The sequence below is a fragment of the Marinomonas posidonica IVIA-Po-181 genome (genome assembly GCF_000214215.1).
GTDB lineage: Bacteria > Pseudomonadota > Gammaproteobacteria > Pseudomonadales > Marinomonadaceae > Marinomonas > Marinomonas posidonica.
The window spans coordinates 585,928-608,402 of the sequence record NC_015559.1; the positions used below are offsets into that span (position 1 = coordinate 585,928).

The following is a 22,475-nucleotide window of genomic DNA, read 5'->3' on the forward strand; positions in this document are numbered from 1 at the left end:
AAGGAGTGATCATGAGTTTAGCGACTATCTACAGTCGCGCCCGTGTTGGCGTGGCATCCCCTCTTGTTACTGTTGAAACTCACATTTCCAATGGTCTGCCTTCTCTTAATATTGTCGGCTTACCCGAAGCAGCTGTTCGAGAAGCCAAAGATAGAGTACGCAGTGCCATTATCAACAGTCATTTTGAATTTCCCACCCGTAGAGTAACCATTAACCTCGCCCCAGCCGATTTACCCAAAGAAGGTGGACGTTACGATTTAGCCATTGCCATCAGTGTATTGGTGGCATCCGGACAGCTTGGAGAGTTAAATTTAGGTAATATGGAATTTATTGGCGAGTTGGCTTTATCGGGAGATATTCGAGGTGTTTCTGGTTTATTACCGTCAGCGATTGCTTGTTATCAATCGAATCGGCAATTGATTCTTCCGGCAGACAATCAAGCTGAAGCCGCACTAGTAGAAGGTCACTCCATTTTTGCCAAGCATTTAACGCAAGTGACAGCGCATTTACTTAAACAAAGTGCACTACCTCTTTGTCAGGGGCGTCCTGAAATGGATCTTCCTTCACAACAAGCCTTTAATGACATGCGTGATGTGAAAGGGCAATATCAAGCAAGACGAGCGTTAGAAGTGGCGGCTGCTGGTGGTCATAATTTGTTGTTTATTGGTCCAGCAGGCACAGGTAAAACCATGTTGGCATCTCGGCTTCCCAGTATTATGCCGCAGATGACCGAAGCCGAAGCCTTGTCTGTGGCGTCTGTGCAATCCGTTGCAGGTCGTAAAATGGGGCAAGATTGGCATTGGTCAGAGCGACCTTTTCGTTCGCCTCACCATTCTTGCTCGGCTGCCGCCTTAGTCGGTGGTGGCTCAATACCAAAACCCGGTGAAGCGTCGCTAGCGCATTGTGGCGTGTTATTTTTAGATGAATTACCCGAGTTCGACCGCAAGGTGTTGGAAGTACTGAGAGAGCCTCTGGAAAATGGCGAAGTGCACATTTCACGAGCCCGTGGGCAGGTGACTTTTCCTGCCAGATTTCAATTAGTTGCCGCGATGAATGCCAGTAATGAAGCGTATCATGGGGAGCAAGAGTATTATCAATCTAAGGCCAGTCAAAAATATTTAAAAAAACTCTCAGCCCCTTTTTTGGACCGCATTGATTTGCATGTGGAAGTACCGCCATTACCGTCTGATGTGTTGGTGAATGTGCGGGAAGAGGGAGAGTCCAGTGACAGCATTCGTGTACGAGTGGAGCAAGCGGTGGCGAGACAAAGAGCTCGACAAGGTGTTCAAAATGCCTTGTTAAGTGGTCGTCAACTAGAAGCGATTTGCGCCTTGAGTGATGATGATAAACATTTTATGCAGCAAGCCTTGGATACGCTGAAACTATCAGCACGAGCTTATCATCGAGTGTTAAAAGTCGCCTTAACCTTGGCGGATTTGAATGACTCTGCTGTGACCAGAGCGCATTTAATGGAATCTCTTAGTTATCGTAAGATGGAGAAGACATTGGCATCCGTTTTGTCGAGCTGATGGTTTCATGGTCAGCTTGATATGGTCTATAGTGAGTACTGACAAGAAGCATTAAACAAACGAGACCTCATTATGATGAAGCTCAGTTTAACATTGCTAGGTATTTTAACGGGATCATCAGTGATAGCGAACGACCGAGGCTTTGATCTTGAACTGGGTCCCTATATGTCCTATATGGACTATAGTGAGCACGATGAGGTGAGCCAATATGGCGTTCTGACCGGCTTACACGCTCGTTACTCTTCCTATTACAGCTTTTCTGTTCTATTCATCGATGTGTCTTATGCCAGTGATCAAATTAGCCAAAAAGGCGCAGGTAAAATTGAGTCAGTGAAAAATGAGGTATATGACCTAAGAAGTATGATTGGTCGAGCTTTGTATGTGAATGACAGTTACCGAATTACGCCTTATTTGGGATTGGGTTACCGACGTTCTCTATTGGACTCCCGAGGACAAGTGTCTACTACGTTAATTGAAGGCTATAAGAGCCAACAAGTGTATTTTTACAACCCCATTGGTATCGAATTTCAAGAGTTGGTAAGTGAAGCAAGTTGGGTGTTAGGTGCGCGAATTGAGTACGATATCGTGCTGTTGGCGAGAAATGAAACACGACTCTCTGCATCTGAAGGGTATCGAGCAATAGAAACCGATTTATCAAATGCGCGTGGCTACCACTTTTATCTTCAGTTACAACGTTTCTTGAACCCAGATGGTGGTGCGATTGTGATTGAACCCTTTTACAAATATTGGCAAGCAAAAGATGCTGATGAAACCGGTTTAGCAGCGAATACTGCTGATCACTCTTCTAATGAATGGGGTGTGTCCCTGTTGTTGTCTTTTTAATCTTCGCTATTTTTCAGTTCCCTATTTTTCAACACAGCATTTGGTTACAATTTTGCCACCCGTTTTGCTTTCTCCTTTGCAGAACAATTACTTTTGTGTTCTGGAGACTCTTTCTTCCTAGGGAAGGTACGAACAAGTTCACTGGCTAGGGCAAGGTGCTCCTCGGCAACCGCTCCTGCGTACACCACATCCTTGTGGTTATGCGCTGCTCTAATCCCCTACATCCATATAGGGGTCAGCGTGGGAATAACTCTTTTTTATTCGAGGCAAGTTTGACCGTCCAATATCAGTATATTGGCAACAAGCTTAACAAAGAATAAAAAGAGCTTCGCACCTTCCCTAGAAATGGAATGGATTGAAAGGCATAAATTGGGAATCAATAATAATGAATGGCAGCCATGTGTTGGACATGATGTTGTCAAAATGGAGTTTAAATATATGGTGATTCAGTTATTTCCTCTTTGGGCTATTTTGCTTTCAGTATTGGCTTTTTTTCAACCAGAGATGTTCGTTGGTTTGAAGTCTCAAATTATTCCTCTTCTTACAGTGATCATGCTGGCAATGGGATTAACCCTTAGCCCGAGTGATTTTAAACAGGTGCTTAAAAACGTTAAAGCAGTGGCGGTTGGTGTATTGCTGCAGTTTTTAGTGATGCCAATAGCGGCTTTCGGGGTGGCGTTTGCGTTTGGATTTGGTAACGAACTGACGGTTGGCATGTTACTGGTTGGTAGCGTGGCTGGTGGTACCGCTTCAAACGTAATGTGCTACCTAGCGAAAGGTGACACGGCGCTGTCTATTTCCATGACGGCCATTTCGACTTTGCTAGGTGTGGTTTTAACGCCTTTACTGGTGTCTTTGATGATAGGCCAGAGTGTTGATGTTCCTGTCCTGTCCATGTTGTGGAGTCTGTTTAAAATTGTTTTGTTACCGGTAGCCGCTGGCGTTTTGATTAATACTTTCTTCGCTAAATATGTGCGCAAAGCTGAAGTTGCATTCCCTTATATTTCCATGTTCGTGATTGTGTTAATTATTGCAATTGTGGTGGCATTGAGTGCGTCAAAAATTGTTCAGGTAGGATTGATTGTCGCAGCGGCGGTGATTATTCATAACAGTATTGGTTTTTTATTAGGTTATTGGGTCACCAAAGCCTTGGGTTTTGATGCTCGTGTGTGTCGTACCATTGCGTTTGAAGTGGGTTTACAAAACTCTGGTTTGGCGGCGGCATTAGCGGTGAAATTCTTTACACCTATGGCGGCATTACCAGGCACGATTTTTAGCGTTTGGCATAATATTTCTGGTTCGTTGCTGGCCAGTTATTGGAGCCGTCGTTCGGTGGATAAAACCGAATCATAATTGCTATATTTCGGTTAGGAAAACGGGTAGCTTGGCTACCCGTTTTGTTCGTACTAAGCCTGCGCTATTGGTTGACCAATTGGATGGCGTAAGAGTTTTTTAGTGAGTTTAATAAGTGACATAATGGTAACGATTTGAATAATCAATAACGCCATAATGCCAAGCCAATATATCGGGCTAAATTGATCAATTATGCCCGTTTTCACCCAACCAATGTGCCACCAGAACATACCCATTACAAAGAGTGCGACACCAGGACAAATCAGACCAAAGCTCACCGGACTTTCCTTGTCGCCATATAAGTAAGACGTTAGGTAGCCATTTTTCTTCATGACCTTATAGCCCAAGGCTAGTACGCCAATTTGCAGTGTAAAAAGTAGGCTTAAAGGTACAAAGAGTTGTCCAGCATGACTTTCTATGCCGAAGTGATGGCTAAGTCCATGTGACAGTCTGACCCAAGTAATGGCTAGAAGAGTAAGGATTGGAATCAGCATCCAGATACTGGGAGAGGCTGGCTGCGCTAAACCATGTTGCATCATCGCGGTGATGCCTTTTACCAAGAAAAGGATGCCCAGCAAAATCGCAAAGGTCATAAATGCCAAGCTCAAGGTCGTTGCGATGGCAACAGTCGCGGCGACATGAGACATAGCTGCAGCCGCAGCAAAGCCAACAGCGAGCATGGCAAAGGTGAAGACACTGATGAGGCCAGATAAATGGTTATGCTCTTGGCTGCGATATCCACCATCACTGATCATATGACTCATATAACGGGTAAACTGTTGACTGGCGACATAAGCAATGATGGCAAAAGCGAATAATGCACCAGGAAATAGGAACTCAACCAGGCTCCATAGACCAGGTACAAACAAAGCCCCCAATATAAAAAAGACATTAACCGTCATCGCTAAGGTGAGTGGTATGGCCATTTTTTGCAATTCTGCAGGGGTATTGTCGAGTGCCTTTAACTCCGCTTTATGCTGGTAGCTTTCGATAATGTTCCAAATTAACAAAAGCAAATGCAGCAGGGCAAAAAGGAAGATGCCTATGAGGGCCAATAGAGTCATGACGGATAGCAGGTCTCCTTTGAGCAGCTGTGCATTCCAATCTGCATAGGTTGGTATCGGCGTTGCTTGATGGGGAATTAACCACATAAGATACATAAAAAAGCTGACTGAAGTACCGCCCGCGCCAAGTGCCGCTAGCCAGTAACTTGGATGATATTGAATGTTTGGGTTCTTGCGAATCATGATTCGCCTCCTAAGTAAATTATATTAGGTAAATCTAATATAATTTACTTTACTCTGATCTGCTCATTTAAAATGCCTATCTTTGACAAAGATCAATCAAATTAGATTTTACTAATATAGTGATCGATGTTGTGTTTGTATCGAACCTTGGCTCTTCTCTGGTGTAGAATGTAGCTTTTATCCGTTCAGCTGTGAGCCCATATGAGTGAATCCTTACCTTCTATATCACAACGCATGCGCAATCTAAATGATCGCCAACTCGAAGCAGTGAAGCAGATTGACGGGCCTTTGCTTGTGTTGGCCGGTGCGGGATCGGGTAAAACCAGCGTAATCACCACGAAAATTGCCTACCTGATTCAAACTTGCGGTTTTAAGGCCAGCAGCATTATCGCCGTCACCTTTACTAACAAAGCGGCACGAGAAATGAAAGAACGTGTGGTGGGAATGCTGAGCAAAGAAGAAAGCCGAGGTCTGAGTATTTCGACATTTCACAATTTGGGACTGCGTATTTTACGTCGAGAGTATCGTCGAGTTGGTTTAAAAGAAGGTTTTACTCTGTTTGATTCGCAAGACTCCCTGTCGTTGATTAAAGAAATTTTAGACAAAGAGTTTAATGGTCAAACGGATTCCGCTGCTCATTGTCAGCATACTATTTCCAATTGGAAGAATGATCTGACCACGCCGCAAGAGGCCATGACCAATGCGGACACAGAGGAATACCTTCTCGCAGCACAAGTGTACGTTCAATATCAGCGTTACCTTCGGGCTTACAATGCCGTGGATTTCGATGATTTGATTCTGTTGCCTGTTAGCCTCTTAATGTCGGATGAAGAGTTAAGAGATAAGTGGCAAAAGAAAGTACGTTACCTTCTGGTGGATGAGTGTCAGGATACCAATGCCAGTCAGTACGAGTTGATTCGTCTCTTGGCTGGCTTCCGTCGTTGTTTCACCTTAGTGGGGGACGATGACCAATCCATTTACGCATGGCGTGGTGCTCGACCAGAAAACCTAGAGCGCTTATCGGTAGACTATCCGAATTTGAAACTGGTCAAACTGGAGCAGAATTACCGTTCGACCAAAATCATACTGAAAGCCGCCAACACGTTAATAGCCAATAACCCACACGTGTACGATAAGTCTTTGTGGAGTGACTTGGGGTTAGGCGATCCGATTCGAGTTATGGTGACGCGCAATGAAGATGCCGAATCCGAACGTGTTGCAGCCGAAATCCAATCTCGTCACTTGCGTCACGACATACCCTATCGAGATTTTGCCATTCTCTATCGAGGCAACCATCAAGCACGATTACTGGAAATTAAACTGCAAGCCTATCGCATCCCTTACAAGATGAACGGTGGCACTTCCTTCTTCTCTCGTGCTGAGATTAAGGACCTGATGGGCTATTTACGCCTTTTGGTAAACCCTGCGGATGATAATGCGTTTTTGCGAGTGGTGAATTTACCGCGTCGAGAAATTGGTCCAGCGACCTTGGAAAAAGTAGGCAATCTTGCCAATGCGCGTCAAGTCAGCTTATTCGAAGCCTCTGGGTATAAAGAGCTGGAAGACACTGTGACGGGTCGCTCTCTAAAAAGTTTGCAAGATTTTGAGCGCTGGATGTCAACCTTACGCCAACGCTTGCAAGGGACTTCACCTGTTCCTGTGATAGAACAAATGATCCATGACATGGATTATTACGGCTGGATACAAGAACAAAGTTCCTCAACCAAAGCCGCCGAGCGACGCATTGAAAACGTACGTTTTTTACTGGATTCCATTCAGCGCATGATGGAATCCGCTTGGGAAGAAGACGACAGTGCGGAGCTGGATCAAGCCATCAGTAAGCTTCTGTTAATCGATATGTTAGAGCGACAAGAAGAAGAGGAAGACGAAGACAAGGTGCAATTGCTGACCTTACACGCTTCCAAAGGGTTGGAATATCCCCATGTCTTTTTGATTGGCTGTGAAGAAGAGTTACTGCCGCACCGTAATAGTATTGAAAACGATGACATTGAAGAAGAGCGCCGTCTTGCTTATGTGGGGATTACTCGAGCGAAGCGGAGCTTATGCATTACCTTGGCTGCAAAGCGCCGACAATACGGCGAAGAAATTGACTGTCTCCCAAGTCGTTTTTTGGATGAATTGCCAGAAGAGGATTTGGTGTGGGAAGGCCGTGGCGATGAAGGCGAAAGTGCGAGAAAAGAGCGCGGTCAAGCCTCGTTATCCGCATTGAAGGCCATGCTGAACGATTAACTATTGTCTAGCATGAATTGAATTGCGGCTTGAATTTCGTCATCACTGCAATTGGAACACATACCTCTTGGTGGCATGGCATTTAATCCTTCAATAGCATGCTTTAACAAGGTTGGCATGCCTTTCTCTCTTCTAGGTAGCCAATCCGCTGAGTTTCCCAGTTTTGGTGCCCCCGCAACACCTTGCATGTGACAAGCCACGCAAAACGTATTAAATAGCTTACCGCCCGATCGTGCGGTGGAACCACTTGCACTCAATGCCGCGGAACTCACTGTCATGCCAGTCATTATGATGAAGAGTATGGCGATCTGAGAAAAGACGGTATGGTGCTTAACGCTTTGATAAAGCATGAAGATTGGTTTCCTATAAAGTCCAGCGTAAGGGGATATGGATGAATTATCGGCCAGTTTTACGATTAGGTAAATGCAACGGATCAAGCTACTTGGATGAATCACCCATTTTTCTGTGATTAAGCACTGGCATCCTGCGTGATTTCCTTTAGAATACGCACTCCTATTTACTTCTGATCGGTCGATCAAAAGTGTCTAATGCGCCCGTAGCTCAGCTGGATAGAGCGTCGCCCTCCGGAGGCGAAGGTCGAAGGTTCAAATCCTTTCGGGCGTGCCATTTATATTAATAAAATTAAAATTTTATTTTTTTGTTTGATCTTCTATAGATTTTGGCATGATCAAATTTATGATTTCAAAAAGTTTTAATCTTTTGCTTGCTTCAAGGTTCCATAAATTTATGATTTCAATCTCATTATTAGACTTAAGTAAATGCAATCTAAATTCACCAGAGAATTGTGTTAATTATCTTATACCAAAACAATTAAATTATTTTAATAAAATAAAGTCTGAAAAACGGCGCATGGAATATCTTTGGAGTCGAATTTTAATAAATAAATTGATCTTATCGCTTAAATCAAAGGCGTTTTTACTTGATAGTTATAGAGATACTGAATATGGCCCTGTATTATTAAATTCTAAAGAGAATTTCTTTTTATCATTGTCTCATAGCAGTGATGCTATTGTTGTTGCTGTCTCTGATTTTCCTGTCGGAGTTGATGTTGAGTTGATGAAAAGAAGGGATAATTATAGGGATATGGCCAAACTTTTCATGACAAGTAGAGAATTGAAAGACTTTGATCATCAAAGTGTTGATCATCAAAAAAAGTATTTCTATAACCTTTGGGTTTCAAAGGAAGCGATATTTAAATCATTGCCTAAGCATGAACAGCCAGGTTTATCGTTAGCTAATATCGCTATAAACAGCTTCCAGGGGAGTGTGGTATTTTTTTCTTGTTTGAGTGGGGGATACGCAATGGCTATCGCGGTAAAGTAATAGAATTGAAGAGGCGTTTACTAGACTCTACAGTTCTATTACTAATAATTTATCAACAGATTAGACTAATTTTGTTAGGTCTAAAAATATTATTAGTACCTTTTTATAATAAGTGAGGTATTCACTCCACCAAAGGCAAAATTGTTGCTCATAATGTAATCTGTATGAATTGAGCGACCATCATGCATTATATAGTCGAGTTTACCACAAGCTTCATCAATATTATCTAGGTTGACAGTAGGGCAGAACCAGTTGTTGCGCATCATCTCAATAGACCACCATGCTTCTAATGCACCACAGGCACCTAACGTGTGTCCAATGTAGCTTTTTGTTGAACTAATAGGGGTGCCAGATCCCATTACAGTTTCGGTGGCATTACTTTCTGCTATGTCACCACGATCTGTGGCTGTACCATGGGCATTAATGTAACCAATCTGAGATTTATCTAATTGCGCATCGTCGAGTGCCATTTGAATGGCCTTTGCCATGGTCTCTGCGCTAGGTTGCGTGACATGGCTGCCATCTGAGTTTGTGCCAAAACCAACAATCTCAGCGTAGATTTCAGCTCCTCGTGCTTTGGCATGTTCATATTCTTCAAGAATCAACGCACCACAACCTTCACCAATAACTAACCCATCACGATCACGGTCAAATGGACGCGGTGTCAGTTCTGGGGTATCGTTTTTTGTGCTCGTTGCGTATAAAGTGTCAAATACTGCGGCTTCGGTAGCGCAAAGGCCTTCACTGCCTCCTGCAATCATTGCTGTTTGCATGCCATATTTGATGGCTTCGTAGGCGAGGCCAATACCTTGGCTACCCGATGTGCAAGCGCTTGATGTAGTTAGGACTCGTCCTTGTAAACCGAAGTACACACCAATGTTTACTGGTGTGGTATGGGACATCATTTTAATGTAAGAGTTAGCATTTAAGCCATCGACTGAGTTGTTGGTAAGCATATTACCAAAATCGATGAATGAAAGTGTATCACCTGCAGATGAGCCGAATGCCACGCCCATTTTTCCACTACCAACTAGCTCAGATCCAAGCAAGCCGGCATCTTGAAGGGCAAGCTCTGCACTGAAAACTGCCATTTGAGCGACACGTCCCATGCTTCGTAAATTTTTGCGGGTATAGTGCTTTGGCATAGAGAAGTCCATAACAGGACTTGCTAAACGCGTATTTAAGCCATCATACTTTTGCCAATCTTGTAGGTGCACAATCCCTGTTTTCTGGGAACGTAAGTTTTCTTCTATGGTTGGCCAGTCATTTCCAATTGGCGAGACCCCCGCCATTCCTGTTACTACCACTCTTTTCATTAGAACATACCACCATTTATTGAGATGACTTGACGTGTAATATAAGCTGCGTCTTCAGACATTAAAAAGCTAACTGCGCCTGCGACCTCGTTTGGTAAGCCAGCTCGTTGCATAGGAATCATTTTAAGCGCTTCTTCTACTAACAGGTCGTCAGTCATATCTGTTTCGATGAAACCTGGTGCGACACAGTTTACTGTGATTTTACGTTTGGCGAGTTCTACTGCTAGGGCTTTTGTTGCTCCAATAATACCCGCTTTTGCGGCACTATAATTCACTTGACCGCGATTTCCCATTTCTCCCGATACGGAAGACAATGTTACAATACGACCGGGTTGACGGCGGCGGATCATTGGCATAGATATAGGATGCAAAACATTATAGAAACCATCTAGGTTTGTGCGCAGTACTTCATCCCATTCATGTCCTGGAATAGCGGGAAAAGCATTATCACGGGCAATACCTGCGTTACAAACTACACCGTAGTATGCTCCATGTTTATCCATGTCTTGTTCCAATGTTTGGCTTGCTGATTCGCGATCGCTGATATCAAACTGAAGAACGCGTGCCTGCTGTCCTATTGTTTCGATTTGTTGTGCTACTTTTTCTGCCTCAGTTACATTGCTACGGCAATGCAAAACAATGTCATAACCATCTTTGGCTAAGCGAAGGGCAATAGCTTTGCCTATACCTCGGCTTGAACCCGTTACTAATACCATATTACTCACGTTAAACTTCCTTTAAAAATTCTTCGGCGTTGTCTGGTTGGAATACATTTAATCGAGCACTAGCGTTAATGCCATCAGTATACAGCTCACCATCAAATGTACTTAAACCGTTTTCGGCTTGCATATTTCGTGTGACTTTAAGGGTTAAAGTAGTGCCTAAGGGGAAGTATTCGCAGTTGCTTGTGTATTTTCGTGTGCCTAGTAAAAAGCCAATCTTAGGCGCTCCACCTTGGGTGCGTTCTTGATAACCAGCATAAGCGCCAATAGCTTGTGCAAGGTATTCTAAACCTACCCATGCAGGGACTCCATTAGATTCGGCGAAAGTAGCTGATTTATGGATATCAACTTCTGCGAATAATGTGTCTTCTTCAACTTGTATGACACGACTGAGTAAACTCATTCGCCCTGAGTGAGGCACTAGTTCATCAACACTGTAAATTTGCATTAGGAAATCCGTTCTAAAATGAGTGTAATGTTATTGCCGCCAAAGGCAAATGAATTGCTTAGGGCGAAACGCATAGGATGGTAAGAGCTAGCCGGAGCAAAATTTAGTATTGGGAGTTCTTGGTCATTTGAACCATCCCAAATGTGTTCTGGCTGGAAGTTTTGGCGTAGTGCCAGAACACAAATCGCTGCCTCCAAAGCTCCTGCTGCTCCTAATGTATGTCCAGTATAAGGTTTAGTAGAGCTACAAAGAGTGTTTTTCGAAAACAGTTCATTTACCGCGATTGATTCCATTTGATCGTTAAGTGGTGTTGCGGTGCCGTGCAAGTTGATGTAATCAATTGCAGTGGCTGTAATTCCCGCATCGTCTAATGCATTAGACATACTACGAATAGCACCTAAACCGGACGGATCTGGTGCTGAAATATGGTGCGCATCTGAGCTTTCACCTATTCCAGTTAAAGCAATATCACTAGCCTCGGCGGATACTAGAAATAGAGCTCCGCCTTCTCCAATATTAATACCGTTCCGGTTAGAACTGAATGGATTGCAAGGTTCTGTACTTACCGCTTCTAAGGATGAAAAACCTTGCACGGTTAAACGACAAATGGTGTCGACACCGCCTGCAATGACGACGTCACAAATACCTGCGCGAATTAAACGGCGTGCAGAAGCTAGAGCTTTGGCGCCTGAGGAACAGGCGGTAGAAATGCCGAAGGTGGGACCTGATATTCCGAAAGTTTGTGCGAGGAAATCTGCTGGAGCCCCCATTTCTTGTAAATGATAATGGTATTCCTCGGGCATAGTACCAATGTTTGCCATAGTTCTCATATGGCTTTCGCTTTCAGCAATACCTGAGGTAGAGGTGCCAATGACCACACCAATACGGTCTGCTCCAAACTTAGCAATAGCAGCTTCAATTTCAGGTTGAAATTGTTGAGCTATATGCCAAGTCAATTGGTTATTTCGACTTTTCCACTTTTTATCGTGTAAAGGAAGTGTGTTAAGAGATTGCTGAATAAGCCCCAGCGGAAGAGGGGGGCCATTATGATAGGCATTGCTGTAGGTTAGTTGTGGCTGACCATATTGCAGTTGCTTCAATGTAATATCAGTACCGTCACCTAAGGCGCTAATCATACCCATGGCATTCAGATAACATTGTTTCATTGGGCCAATCGCTCCTTTTCAAAAGTATTTATGGTTATTTGATAGTTAGCCATTTTGTGTTTTATCACGGTGTGCTCGTTCGTTTTTTCGACTACAAAATATGGATAATTATGATAGTAAGCCGTGCGAGTCTCACCATGTAATTCCAGTTTCCAGCCATCTTGTTCTCGATAACTTTGTTTTATTTGTGACTCTGGCCATAGAGCAAATTGCATCATGCTAAAAATTTCTTGCTCCGGTAATGCTTGGCCAGAAACGTTCTCGCTGGACCAAGCTTGACCATCAAAGTTTTGTGTCAGGAACGGTTGTCCTGACAAAGTTAACGCGACCAAACTGGTTTTTTTATGGGTTAAACGTAGTACTGCAATGAAACTATCTGATTGCTGAGGGCTATTCAGTATGAGGCTTTGTTTCAGCAACTCTTCTGGCATAGCTTTTGTTGGAGCAAGCAAAACAGGCTCAGGCCGCTGGGGTGCTGAACTGTGGAACAGGCTACAAGCTGTTAGGCCCAAATATATGGTCATGATAGTAATGCTTTTTGCTATTTTTGACATAATTGAGCCAGTACATGAAGGCGTTTTGGGTTTTTTACGTATGGGTTGCTGGTATCCCAAGCATAACCTGCAAGAACGGAACAGATCATTGCTTTGACAGCAGGGTTTTTATCTTTGGTAAAAATGACAGTTTGCAAGCTGCCATCGTACCAGCCTTCAACAAATTGACGGAAAGTGTCTATTCCTAATTTGAGTGGTTGTTCAAAATCATTTTTCCAGTTAACTTGCTCGCCTCTTAGTTGCTTGTCCAATGTCTCTGCGGCCAATATTGCGGATTTTAGGGCGATGGTCACTCCTGAAGAAAATACCGGGTCAAGGAACTCACCAGCATTGCCTAATAGGGCAAAATGCTTGCCTGACATTTGTGTTACATCTGAAGAGTAGCCTGCTAACTTTCCAACTGGCGTATCAAATACTGCTTCAGTTAAGCTTTCGGACATTTTTCCGGTTTGATAAATGAAGTACTTTAGGATGTCAGCGTCTTCTTGATGTTGATGCTGTTCATATATCGTGCGTGGTAACACCACTCCAACGGACGCGCGGCCATCACTAAATGGGATTAGCCAGTACCAAATTTCATTGTTTTCTGGATGCACTGAAATCAGAATTTTATTGCGGTCAAAATACTTAAGACCGATACGATCTTCAATGTGGGTAAACAGTGAAATTCGTGTTGAAAGCGTGGACTCTTTCTCAAGGTTTAGTAGCTTAGGTAACACGCGACCAAATCCACTCGCGTCAAGAACAAATTTGGCAGTAATGTCGTATTCGTTTTGTTGTTCGTCATAAACGTGCAGTTGTACCGAGTTGTCATCTATCTCAGTATAGCTTTCTACTGCATGACCATAGCGGATTTCAGCGCCATCTTTTGTCGCGCAGTCTGCGAGAATTTTGTCGAATTGAGCACGTTGTACTTGATAGGTTGTACCCCAGCCAGGAGAAAATTTTTCTCGAAAATCAAAAAAGTCATATAGTCCTTTATTAGCAAAGGCTGCACCATTTTTAAACTGGAAGCCAGCTTCAACTACAGCCTGAAGCATACCTGCTTGTTCTAGTAATTCCATGCTCTGTGGCAGTAAACTTTCCCCGATAGAAAAACGTGGAAAGTGCTGTTTTTCCAACACTAATACCTTGTGTCCATTACGAGCAAGTTGGGCTGCTGCAACTGCGCCTGAAGGGCCAGCACCTATAATTGCCACATCAAAATTTCCGTTTAAATTATTCATTTCGATTTTTTCCATAAGAAACGGGTTGAACAAAAGGCGTTAACACCCATACGACAAGTAAACCAGGTAGAACTATGATTCCGAATTGATATAGCACGGGGGTTTTACTTAAAATTAATAATCCAAAGGCTAATAAACTGGTTATAGTCGACAAGGTGACGGCTATCCAAGTGTGAATTGCTCCATTTGATTCTTTGATAAAAATGCCCATGTCTAGGCCGATACCAAATACCAAAATCAGTGCTGTAATGTTGAATAAGTTATAACCGCCATTGATTAATGTCGCGATAGCAAACGAGATGATAGAGGCGGCTAACGGAGGTAAAATAATCTTCCAGAGCTCTTTACGGTAACGAATGAATAATAACCCTGAAACTACTAAATAGGCGGCTAATAGGCATGTGGTCAGCTGTATACGATAGAGCTTAAGCGTATTACTTATGTCGGCAATTGGATCAATAAATTCGACTGAGCTTGATTCCGATGCGAATTGTTTCAAAATCTGCTTAGTAGAGTCACTGATTTTTCCCTGAAAACGCACTATGCTGGAAAAGTATCCATCATCATGATGAATAAGTTGGTTTGCCATTAATTGCCCTAATGGACTATTTTGCCAAACCTCAAAGGTTAGGATTGATTGGTTTTGATTAAAGAATTGCTGCGCTTGCTCAGTTACATCTGGAGAGACACCGATTTGAGACATCAATAAAGTTAGTTGGGAATCATAAAGTTTACTTACCAGCTCTAAGTTACGTTGTTGCTGAACGTAAGAGGGTAAAGACTGACTAACTGATTGATAATTATCAATTTTCCCTTGTTTTTTTAAGTGATTAAGAGCCAGGCGAGTTTGCTCTTCTTGTTGGATGAGTGCTTCAAGGTCTGGGGCTGTAATCAACAAAAAGGTACTTTGATAGGTATTGCCGATGGCCTTTTGTACAGCACGATCTTCATTGAGTAAGTCAGATGTCGAAGTTTGTAAGGATTTTAAGCCATCATTGGCTGGCGTAACGCAGATAATGTAGGCACCCAAAAATGATAAAACTAAAATAATGAGAGTAGCCAGTTTACGACGCTGTTGTGAGTAGGTTGGTGTTAGGCGTTGGCATATATTAAGTATATGCGAATGCAAAGTCATGTGAGTGAGGTCACTAGCCAGTGGTAACCATAAAATGACGGTTATCCAAGAAGATATTAAGCCTACACTAGAAAATACAGCTATTTGGCGTAGACCAGGGAATGGTGTTAAGGCAAGGCCCGCATAAGCTAATACGCTTGAAATTAATCCCAGCAACAAGCCGACTAATAAGGCCTTGGATAACCGGTTTTTTTTCTGTCCTGATTGGGCGCAGATATAATGCATCGAATAATCAACAGCGACACCAACTAAGCCTGCGCCAAAGGCAAAGGTAATCAAATGTACTCGAGGGAAAATGAGGGTCGTGATGGCCAACGAAATTAGAGTTCCGATACTGATCGGAAGCAATATATACAAAAGTGGTTTTAAACATCGGAAGGTTACTAAAATCAGTAATATAATACCAATTAATGACCCGATACCTATGGTCGAAATTTCTTGCTTTGCCTGTTTTGTACCGTGACTAGCATGGATCACCAAACCTGACATTTTGAGAGCAACTTTATTGGTCTTCTTATAATCAATAATACGCTCTAATAGCGGTTCTAACTGGCTTTGCGTGCTAAGTGAAAAAGCGTTATCAGATAAACGATAAAACAATGCAAAGGTAGGTTCCGATTGTGTTGTTAAGCGAAACAAGCCTTGTTGGATTTTGAATTGTCCAACGACAGGACTGTCTTGTAGGTAGCTGCTATATAAACTAAATGGATCCCTTATTAGGTCTATTGGAGCGCTGGCAACTGGATTAAAAAGTTGTCCTAAAGCGAAGGCTGACTGCTTATCGAATTGTTTATGTTTAAGGTTTTTATAGACATGGCTGCTTAATACGCTATAGCGATATTTAGCATTCATCGGCTGTTGTTGTAGGCTGCTCGGAGATTGTTCAATTAAAATGCTAGACTCTGAGAGTATGTTTCGAATCGTCTCGGTGGCTTGTTGCGCTTGTTGAACATTATGATGTTGTATTGTCAACGTGAGAAGCTGACCCATGGCTTCGGATTGTGAGCGTACTGCATCTTCTCTGTATTGGCTCTGCTCTGATTGCGGTAGTAAGGATGTAATGCTGGATTCAAAGTGCGGCTCTTTCAACCAAGCAACGTAACAAATGCCAATAACGAAGGTTAGCCAAATATATGCTGCGATCTTCTGCATGATTAATGAGAGCCCTTAGACACAAGGCTAGAGAAATAGATCGTTGTGGTGTTGCCATTTATTTCACTTAATTCAACATGCTGCAAAAGTTCCGTACCAGAAAGCGTTATTTGTATAATCACTTGTGCAATACTTGTGTCGATCGGTATTAGCTGAGCTTGCCATTGGCCCTGAGATAGAGTTACATCAATGGTAAAATACTCTTGTAATAATGCCCAGTTCGCCGTCATGACACCGAAAAATAGATCAGAGAAGATTTTCACAACAGGATTGTCCTGACCATCTATGATAGATATTCTTTGACCATTATGGGTACTAATAATCTGGTTTGGCGTTAGTGTGAGTGTATTCTCAATCGGATTTAAAGTGTGCCATGTGATTTCCGTGCCAGATTTATATGAGAATGTACCGGAAGATTTTAATGATGCATCGACTGCTGCCAGATATTTATTTTGGGTGAAATACCCTGTAAGTTGTTGAGGTGTTTGCATTAATTCTTTTAACTCTTGAACGGATGCAGCCCAGACAGAATTACCATATAGCATCGCTAATAAGATAATAACCCTCATTGAGTCGCTCCCAACTTATCAAATAAAATTTGCGGGGATGCGAACAGCATTTCACCGTTCTCAGCATCTACTGCCACTTGTACGGTATAGGCTTTAGTTAGACGTTGACCTGATTTACTGTCAAATAATGTGTAGGAGATTTTTAGACGATTTTCCCATTCAACCATTTTTGCCAATATACGAATCTTTTGCTTGAAGCGTAATGGTTTAGCATAACGAATGTTGAGTTCAATCACTGGCCACACATAGCCAGTTCGTTCCATTTCGTCACAGTTATAGTGGATGGATTCTAGTAATGCACAGCGAGCAATTTCAAGATATTTTACATAGTGACCGTGCCATGCGACATGCATTACATCGACATCATGAAATGGAATTTCAAGCTCAATCTCATGTTCCAACATGGTTAAGTCTGTCCTTTTTTAGTTGTGTTTAATTTGGTCTGAGATGAATCAATGTACCAAAAATCGTAAAAATTGAACCACTGTAATGGTTGCATTAAACAGTAGTGCTCCAGCCGTTTAGCATAGTCTTTAACAGTATTATCTAGCCGTTGCTCTCTTGTTTTTCGTGGCCCCATTAGTTGCTCAGAAAAGAGCTCAATATAAATGTGGTATTTGTTCTGTTGTTTTAAACAAAACATTAGGAATACAGGGCACTTTAAGAGGCCGGCTAAGATAAATGCGCCTTGTGGAAAAGACGCTGGATGCTGTAAAAACTGAACAACTGTTGTTCTAGCGGTGCCATGAACAGGTGTACGATCACCTGCAATAATAATATATTCGCCAGCTTCGACACGTTCGGATAGAGTCATTGCTGTTGCGGGTGACATATCGGTTACTTGCATCACGCTGATATTGGCGTTGGCATTTGTTTGTTTCAGCATGCGATTAAATTTTTGGGCGTGTTTTGTATGTACCAGCATAGTTACTTTGATGTTCGGCATTTGATGAGCGATCGCACTACATATTTCTGTGTTACCCAAATGAGAAACAACGATAATGCCGCCTTTGTTGCGCTCATTCATGTATTGCATGGATGCCTTATTGTGGAAAATTATGTCTTGTCGTTGGATGTGCCCCATCCAAACCAAAAATTTATCCAGTAGTAGTTCGCCAAATGTCCAGAAATGGCGGAATGGTGTTAGTGCTTTAGATTGTGGTTGGCATAATGGCTTGACTTTTTTTAGATAGGCTTGTGATGCTTGGCGTGCATGTTTATTCATTAAGTAGTAATAGCCAATGACCAGTAGTAAGGTGATACGAAATACATTGCGGCCAAATATACGATAGCAGGCCAGAAGGATTTTCATGCCTAGGATTGAGCCTGTTTCGCTAATTTTTGACCAATGTCTTGGTAGTTTAACCACAGAACTTACCTCGAAGTAACTTAGGTAAGCGTCTTAGCATTCCGAAGAAGAGGCGTGTATGCATGGTGGAGATCAGTATATTGTCTTTTAGTTTGTTAAAGTGAGACACTCCATCAATTGGGTAATGTACCTTTGTCGCTTGATTGACCACGGCATTACCTTCCCATACCCATCGAACTAAGATTTCGGTATCAAAATCCATACGATTGCCGCAACTATAGCGAGAAGTTAGTTCCCGGCAGGTTTCGGTAGGGTAAACACGAAAACCACACATTGAGTCTTTGATATTTAGAGATAAAGTGTTAATCCAAACCCAAGTATGGGTTAAGTAGCGAGCATAGAAACGATATTTAGGAACGCTCTCATCGTAAATCGGATAACCAGCAATTATCGCATGAGGGTGCTTTTCCGATTTAGCGATCATGCCTGGAATATCTGATAAATTATGTTGTCCATCGGCATCTATTTGCAATGCATGACTAAAGCCCTGATTAGATAATTCTGTGATGCCTGCTTTGACCGCACCACCTTTGCCTAAGTTAACCGGCAATTGAAGCAAACTAACATTTTGTGGGGCATGTTCTTGTGCTAGTTGTTTCAGAACTTGATTGCAAGTGGGTGAGCTACCATCGTCTACGAGTAGAACAGGGTAACCATAAAGCAGTACTTCTTTTAAAGTGATGCCAATGGCATGCTCATGATTATAAACCGGAATCAAGATGGCCGGTTTAAACTCAACGCTATGCGAAACAGATTCGGCCACTTGAATAAACTCCTTTGTCTGAAAAGTATCGGAAGGTTAGTTTTTGTGAGCTACTGTCGTAGCTTAGAGATAACGTTACTTCACTATCTGGTAATATTACTTGCTGAAACTTTACTACTTCTAAGCGGGTGAAACGTCCATTGATTGCAAAGTATTCATGAGCATAATGCTGTGCCCAATGGGTTTGGGTGATGCCGGGCAAAATCGGGTGTTGGTTGAAATGGCCTTCGAAATAAATCAGCTCTTTAGGGATGTAAAAAGTCAGCTGTACTTGATTCTCATGATTGGTTTGAAAAAGTTTAATCGGCCATTTGATATCTTGATTGTCAAATAGAGAAGTGAGACGGTCTATAGACAATTTTCCTTGTGCGTTATAAGGGAGCGATGACAAGAAACGCCAACGTCGGGGTAATAAAACGGTTTCAAAAGAAGAGCTTAATGCTTGCTTTAAACGTTTTGTCAGTTCTTTTTGTGATTCTTTGTTTTTTAACTGATAGCCTGCTTGTGTCAGTGTGGCGACAACGATAACTTCATCACGTAAACGATTTAATACTTGTACCTTAGCGGTTTGTACCCACGGCGTCTTCTCTATTTCGTTTTCCATTTTTGTCAGTGAAAGACGCTTACCCTCGACCTTTATAATTCTGTCTTTTCGCCCAAGTAAGTGAAAAACATTTTTGGAAGAAGTTTCGATATGGTCACTGAGAAGTTGGTATTGTGGCGCAATATGGGGACCTATAATGCGGGTCTGATCCTGATTTTGTTGCAATGAAAGTAAAGGTAATAATGTCCACAAGCCATTGTTATTGGCTTGTGTGCGCCATGCTATGGCACCGGTTTCAGAGCTGCCGTAGATTTCGTGAATAGGAGAACCAAAAAGCTTTGCAGCGAAATGGCTATCTTTGCGAGTTAGAGGTGCGGCAGATGATATGACTTGATGGCAGCGATCTGATACTTTTGACCACTCCAACTGATTGTTTAAACGCTTCAAGTGTGAAGGTGTCGTTATTAGGGTGTAGTTTTCGAGTTGCTGAGCTTGATGGAAAATGTCTTCAGTAAAAGTGCATGCCTTGGTTTGGAAGACGCGCTCTGTCAGTAAGGGCCAAAATAAACGAAAGGTTGAGCCAAAAAGGTGTTGGTGAGGTACTGTGGAAATTACTGTGGCATTCTCAGGTATTGACCATAATTGATCAATGGACACAATTTCATCCTCGATCATAGCAATGGTTTTTAGGATAGGTTTAGGAGTACCTGTTGAGCCAGAGGTATAGACTTGAATCGCTGCTTGCTCGCGTGTTAATGGTTGTAATGGTTGGTACGAGTTTGAATTGGTTGGAGGCGCGTTCCTAAAAGCCTTTACTGTTTCTGGAAATTCGCCAATAAATCCTGCTGTATCAGGAACCAATCTAGCGATGGTATTCATGCAGATATCACTCGGTAAGCAAGCTAAACAGTTGGATTGCCAGAGAGCAAAAAGAATGGAAAGAAACTCAAATGTATCTGGGTGGTAGACGACCCAGCGCTGACCAGATTCAAGTGGCAAATAGGTTTGCCAAGAATGAATTCGTGAAATTAAATCTGATTTTTTATAAGACTTGTTAGTTGAGCAAGCGACTATTTGATCTGGTTCAGAGGTTAGCCAGTCCGATAACGATAACACCAAAATTTATACCTTTGCCTTAACTTTCTTTCTAGTGAACCACTCTATGCCTGCAATTGCAGCGATCAGAATATAGGCTAGAAAACCATTATAAAATGTCCATATCTCTGTGCTGGCCCACTGAACTGTGCCTAATGAGATACTTCCGTTTAGCATAAAAAATGCGGCCCAAACTTTGGTTACATTTCGTGTATAACGAATGGCACTCGACGGTAAGCTTGGTTCTTGTATACGGGCCATGCGTTCGACGATAGATTGTTTAGTAAACAAACTGCCTGTAAATATGCAGAATAAGCTGATGTTGACAAGTACAGGGTACAGCTTGACACTTAATTCTGGCCCAAAGTAAATCAAGCTGAGTAGCATTGTAATTGTGATCAATAATATACCACTGCGTGTGCCTAAGCTTGAGGTCTGAACAAACCGCAATAATAAAACAACAGCTAAAATAGGAAGGATGAAAGCACTACCAATCGTTATATCAGCCCAATATACAAAAAAAGGGTAGGTGATGATCAATAGTAGCAATACAACCTTTAGTACCATTATTCTGCCATCAATTTTTCAACTTGAACGACAACATCTTGTACTGTTCTAACAGCCTTGAAGTCTTCTGGTTGAAGTTTTTTGCCAGTCATTTTTTTTAGCTCTACGATCAAATCAACGGCATCGATGCTATCGATGTCTAAGTCTTGGTAAAGGTTTGCTTCTGGCGTAATGTCATCCGCTAATAGTTCAAATAATTCTTGTAGAACTTCGGAAACGCGTTGATAAATTGCTTGTTGGTTCATGGTATTTACACGTTGTTTGTTTGGTGTGGTTGAACAAGTTTTACCAGGGCATTAATGCTGGCAAAGTGTGCTTTGGTTTCCTCTGAATCAGCTTTTAGCTTTATGCTGTAGCGTTGCTGCAATGCTAAGCCAATCTCAAGGGCGTCGATGGAGTCTAACCCCAGTCCTTCAATGAAAAGAGGCGCATCGTCTTCAATGTCATCTGTATCAATATCTTCCAGATCAAGTGCATCAATGATCATTTGTTTAAGTTCGGTATTAAGGTCAGACATTCGGTTTAAGTTCCTCGTTGAAAAATGTTGCTAAGTCCGATGACAGGCGGCGTGCAGCTATTGGTAAGCGTGTATTAGACAGATAAGGTTGAATAGAAATAACGGGTTTTACTTCCAAAGTGAAATGTACTCTGGTACTAGGAATTTGATACCAGCGGTCCTGTTTGGTAAGTGTTGATGGAATAGATTGAATGACAACAGGGGTAATGTCTGCAGGCACACGTAAGGCGATTTGAGATGCGCCACGTTTTAGCTCTACAGGTTGGTTAGGAATAGAACGGGTACCCTCTGGGAAAACAATCAAAGCGTCTTGTTGAGTGATGGCATTTCGCGCATTATTAATGACATGTTCATTTTCGTCATTAATAATGTAACCAGCCATTTTTATTGGCCCACGAGTAAAAATATTGCGAGTCAGCTTACCTTTCACAACACAGTTAGCATTTGGAATCAAGGCAATAAGAAATATTACATCGATTAAAGACGGGTGATTGGCAAGTACTAATGGCGCATTTTTTAGACGCTCTATATGTTTCACTTCATAGGTCAACACGCCGAGATAGCGCATCATTTTAATATAGAAGTTGAAGATGCTATGAATTATTCTTTTAGCATAGCTAGTTCGGCGAACTGTGGAAATCGGTAGGCAACGTAAAATTGGAAAGGCGACAATACCGAGAGCAATTCCTCCGATACCAAAAGCAAAAAAACTAAATGCTGTGGCAAACCAACGCCAACCAAATTCTAATTTTTTGAACATAAACTG

General features: G+C 42.3%; 23 protein-coding genes and 1 tRNA gene. 6 read left to right on the forward strand and 18 right to left on the reverse strand.

All coding sequences use genetic code 11. The annotated features are described in order from the left end of the window. Positions 1-11: 11 nt before the first annotated feature. The 3 genes from MAR181_RS02655 to MAR181_RS02665 all read left to right on the forward strand — a co-directional run bounded on the left by MAR181_RS02655 (position 12) and on the right by MAR181_RS02665 (position 3,725). Entirely contained in the window at positions 12-1,529 is a 1,518-nt protein-coding gene (locus MAR181_RS02655; RefSeq protein WP_013795075.1) for a YifB family Mg chelatase-like AAA ATPase, read from the forward strand. Between the two features lie 72 nt (positions 1,530-1,601). Next, positions 1,602-2,372 (forward strand): hypothetical protein, encoded by a 771-nt coding sequence (locus tag MAR181_RS02660; protein WP_013795076.1) that lies wholly within the window; start codon positions 1,602-1,604, stop codon positions 2,370-2,372. A 438-nt stretch (positions 2,373-2,810) separates the two neighbouring features. Beyond that, the gene (locus MAR181_RS02665; RefSeq protein WP_013795077.1) at positions 2,811-3,725 is read left to right on the forward strand and encodes a bile acid:sodium symporter family protein; all 915 of its coding nucleotides are present in this window, start codon (positions 2,811-2,813) and stop codon (positions 3,723-3,725) included. A gap of 53 nt (positions 3,726-3,778) precedes the next feature. On the opposite strand, the gene MAR181_RS02670 is transcribed toward MAR181_RS02665, so the two are convergent. Continuing rightward, positions 3,779-4,972 (reverse strand): TsoY family (seleno)protein, encoded by a 1,194-nt coding sequence (locus MAR181_RS02670; RefSeq protein ID WP_013795078.1) that lies wholly within the window; start codon positions 4,970-4,972, stop codon positions 3,779-3,781. Positions 4,973-5,173: 201 nt separating this feature from the next. On the opposite strand from MAR181_RS02670, the gene rep reads away from it, so the two are divergent. Next, positions 5,174-7,222, forward strand: coding sequence for a DNA helicase Rep (gene rep / locus MAR181_RS02675; RefSeq protein WP_013795079.1), 2,049 nt, complete (start codon positions 5,174-5,176; stop codon positions 7,220-7,222). Here rep and MAR181_RS02680 read toward each other — a convergent pair. Next, a complete protein-coding gene (locus tag MAR181_RS02680) occupies positions 7,219-7,572 on the reverse strand; it encodes a c-type cytochrome (RefSeq protein ID WP_013795080.1) in 354 nt (117 codons plus the stop codon). The genes rep and MAR181_RS02680 overlap by 4 nt on opposite strands. Before the next feature lie 200 nt (positions 7,573-7,772). Here MAR181_RS02680 and MAR181_RS02685 point away from each other — a divergent pair. Then, positions 7,773-7,849 (forward strand) — tRNA-Arg (locus MAR181_RS02685). A gap of 57 nt (positions 7,850-7,906) precedes the next feature. Continuing rightward, positions 7,907-8,566: a 4'-phosphopantetheinyl transferase family protein gene (locus tag MAR181_RS18020; protein WP_049782693.1), complete on the forward strand. Its 660-nt coding sequence runs from the start codon at positions 7,907-7,909 to the stop codon at positions 8,564-8,566. Between the two features lie 92 nt (positions 8,567-8,658). Here the strand turns inward: MAR181_RS18020 and MAR181_RS02695 are convergent, their stop codons facing one another. From MAR181_RS02695 to MAR181_RS02770, 16 genes are all read right to left on the reverse strand, one after another. Then, positions 8,659-9,882 (reverse strand): beta-ketoacyl-ACP synthase, encoded by a 1,224-nt coding sequence (locus tag MAR181_RS02695; RefSeq protein WP_013795082.1) that lies wholly within the window; start codon positions 9,880-9,882, stop codon positions 8,659-8,661. Next, entirely contained in the window at positions 9,882-10,607 is a 726-nt protein-coding gene (gene fabG / locus MAR181_RS02700; protein WP_013795083.1) for a 3-oxoacyl-ACP reductase FabG, read from the reverse strand. The genes MAR181_RS02695 and fabG overlap by 1 nt, the downstream gene beginning before the upstream one ends. A 1-nt stretch (position 10,608) precedes the next feature. Beyond that, the gene (locus tag MAR181_RS02705) at positions 10,609-11,052 is read right to left on the reverse strand and encodes a hotdog family protein (RefSeq protein WP_013795084.1); all 444 of its coding nucleotides are present in this window, start codon (positions 11,050-11,052) and stop codon (positions 10,609-10,611) included. Further along, complete coding sequence (locus MAR181_RS02710; RefSeq protein WP_013795085.1) at positions 11,052-12,218, reverse strand: beta-ketoacyl-ACP synthase; 1,167 nt, start codon at positions 12,216-12,218, stop codon at positions 11,052-11,054. The genes MAR181_RS02705 and MAR181_RS02710 overlap by 1 nt, the downstream gene beginning before the upstream one ends. Continuing rightward, on the reverse strand, positions 12,215-12,742 hold the full coding sequence (locus MAR181_RS02715) for a DUF3261 domain-containing protein (protein WP_013795086.1): 528 nt from the start codon (positions 12,740-12,742) through the stop codon (positions 12,215-12,217). Before MAR181_RS02715 ends, MAR181_RS02710 begins: the two co-directional genes overlap by 4 nt. Before the next feature lie 17 nt (positions 12,743-12,759). Next, positions 12,760-13,998 carry an NAD(P)/FAD-dependent oxidoreductase gene (locus MAR181_RS02720; RefSeq protein ID WP_013795087.1) on the reverse strand — a complete coding sequence of 413 codons (1,239 nt, stop codon included), beginning with the start codon at positions 13,996-13,998 and terminating at the stop codon, positions 12,760-12,762. After that, positions 13,991-16,285, reverse strand: a complete 2,295-nt coding sequence (locus tag MAR181_RS02725; protein ID WP_013795088.1) for an MMPL family transporter — start codon at positions 16,283-16,285, stop codon at positions 13,991-13,993. The genes MAR181_RS02720 and MAR181_RS02725 overlap by 8 nt, the downstream gene beginning before the upstream one ends. A gap of 2 nt (positions 16,286-16,287) precedes the next feature. Next, complete coding sequence (locus MAR181_RS02730) at positions 16,288-16,854, reverse strand: LolA family protein (RefSeq protein ID WP_013795089.1); 567 nt, start codon at positions 16,852-16,854, stop codon at positions 16,288-16,290. After that, positions 16,851-17,258, reverse strand: coding sequence for an acyl-CoA thioesterase (locus tag MAR181_RS02735; protein WP_013795090.1), 408 nt, complete (start codon positions 17,256-17,258; stop codon positions 16,851-16,853). The genes MAR181_RS02730 and MAR181_RS02735 overlap by 4 nt, the downstream gene beginning before the upstream one ends. Positions 17,259-17,260: 2 nt before the next feature. After that, positions 17,261-18,223: a lysophospholipid acyltransferase family protein gene (locus MAR181_RS02740; protein WP_041651128.1), complete on the reverse strand. Its 963-nt coding sequence runs from the start codon at positions 18,221-18,223 to the stop codon at positions 17,261-17,263. After that, on the reverse strand, positions 18,216-18,986 hold the full coding sequence (locus tag MAR181_RS02745; protein ID WP_041651130.1) for a glycosyltransferase family 2 protein: 771 nt from the start codon (positions 18,984-18,986) through the stop codon (positions 18,216-18,218). The genes MAR181_RS02740 and MAR181_RS02745 overlap by 8 nt, the downstream gene beginning before the upstream one ends. Continuing rightward, a complete protein-coding gene (locus tag MAR181_RS02750; protein WP_144011197.1) occupies positions 18,964-20,409 on the reverse strand; it encodes an ApeI family dehydratase in 1,446 nt (481 codons plus the stop codon). Before MAR181_RS02750 ends, MAR181_RS02745 begins: the two co-directional genes overlap by 23 nt. 243 nt (positions 20,410-20,652) lie before the next feature. Continuing rightward, positions 20,653-21,192 carry a COG4648 family protein gene (locus tag MAR181_RS02755; protein ID WP_013795092.1) on the reverse strand — a complete coding sequence of 180 codons (540 nt, stop codon included), beginning with the start codon at positions 21,190-21,192 and terminating at the stop codon, positions 20,653-20,655. Next, positions 21,192-21,437 carry an acyl carrier protein gene (locus MAR181_RS02760; RefSeq protein WP_013795093.1) on the reverse strand — a complete coding sequence of 82 codons (246 nt, stop codon included), beginning with the start codon at positions 21,435-21,437 and terminating at the stop codon, positions 21,192-21,194. The genes MAR181_RS02755 and MAR181_RS02760 overlap by 1 nt, the downstream gene beginning before the upstream one ends. 5 nt (positions 21,438-21,442) lie before the next feature. Beyond that, complete coding sequence (locus MAR181_RS02765) at positions 21,443-21,709, reverse strand: phosphopantetheine-binding protein (RefSeq protein ID WP_013795094.1); 267 nt, start codon at positions 21,707-21,709, stop codon at positions 21,443-21,445. Next, complete coding sequence (locus MAR181_RS02770; RefSeq protein WP_013795095.1) at positions 21,702-22,469, reverse strand: lysophospholipid acyltransferase family protein; 768 nt, start codon at positions 22,467-22,469, stop codon at positions 21,702-21,704. The genes MAR181_RS02765 and MAR181_RS02770 overlap by 8 nt, the downstream gene beginning before the upstream one ends. Positions 22,470-22,475 lie beyond the last annotated feature (6 nt).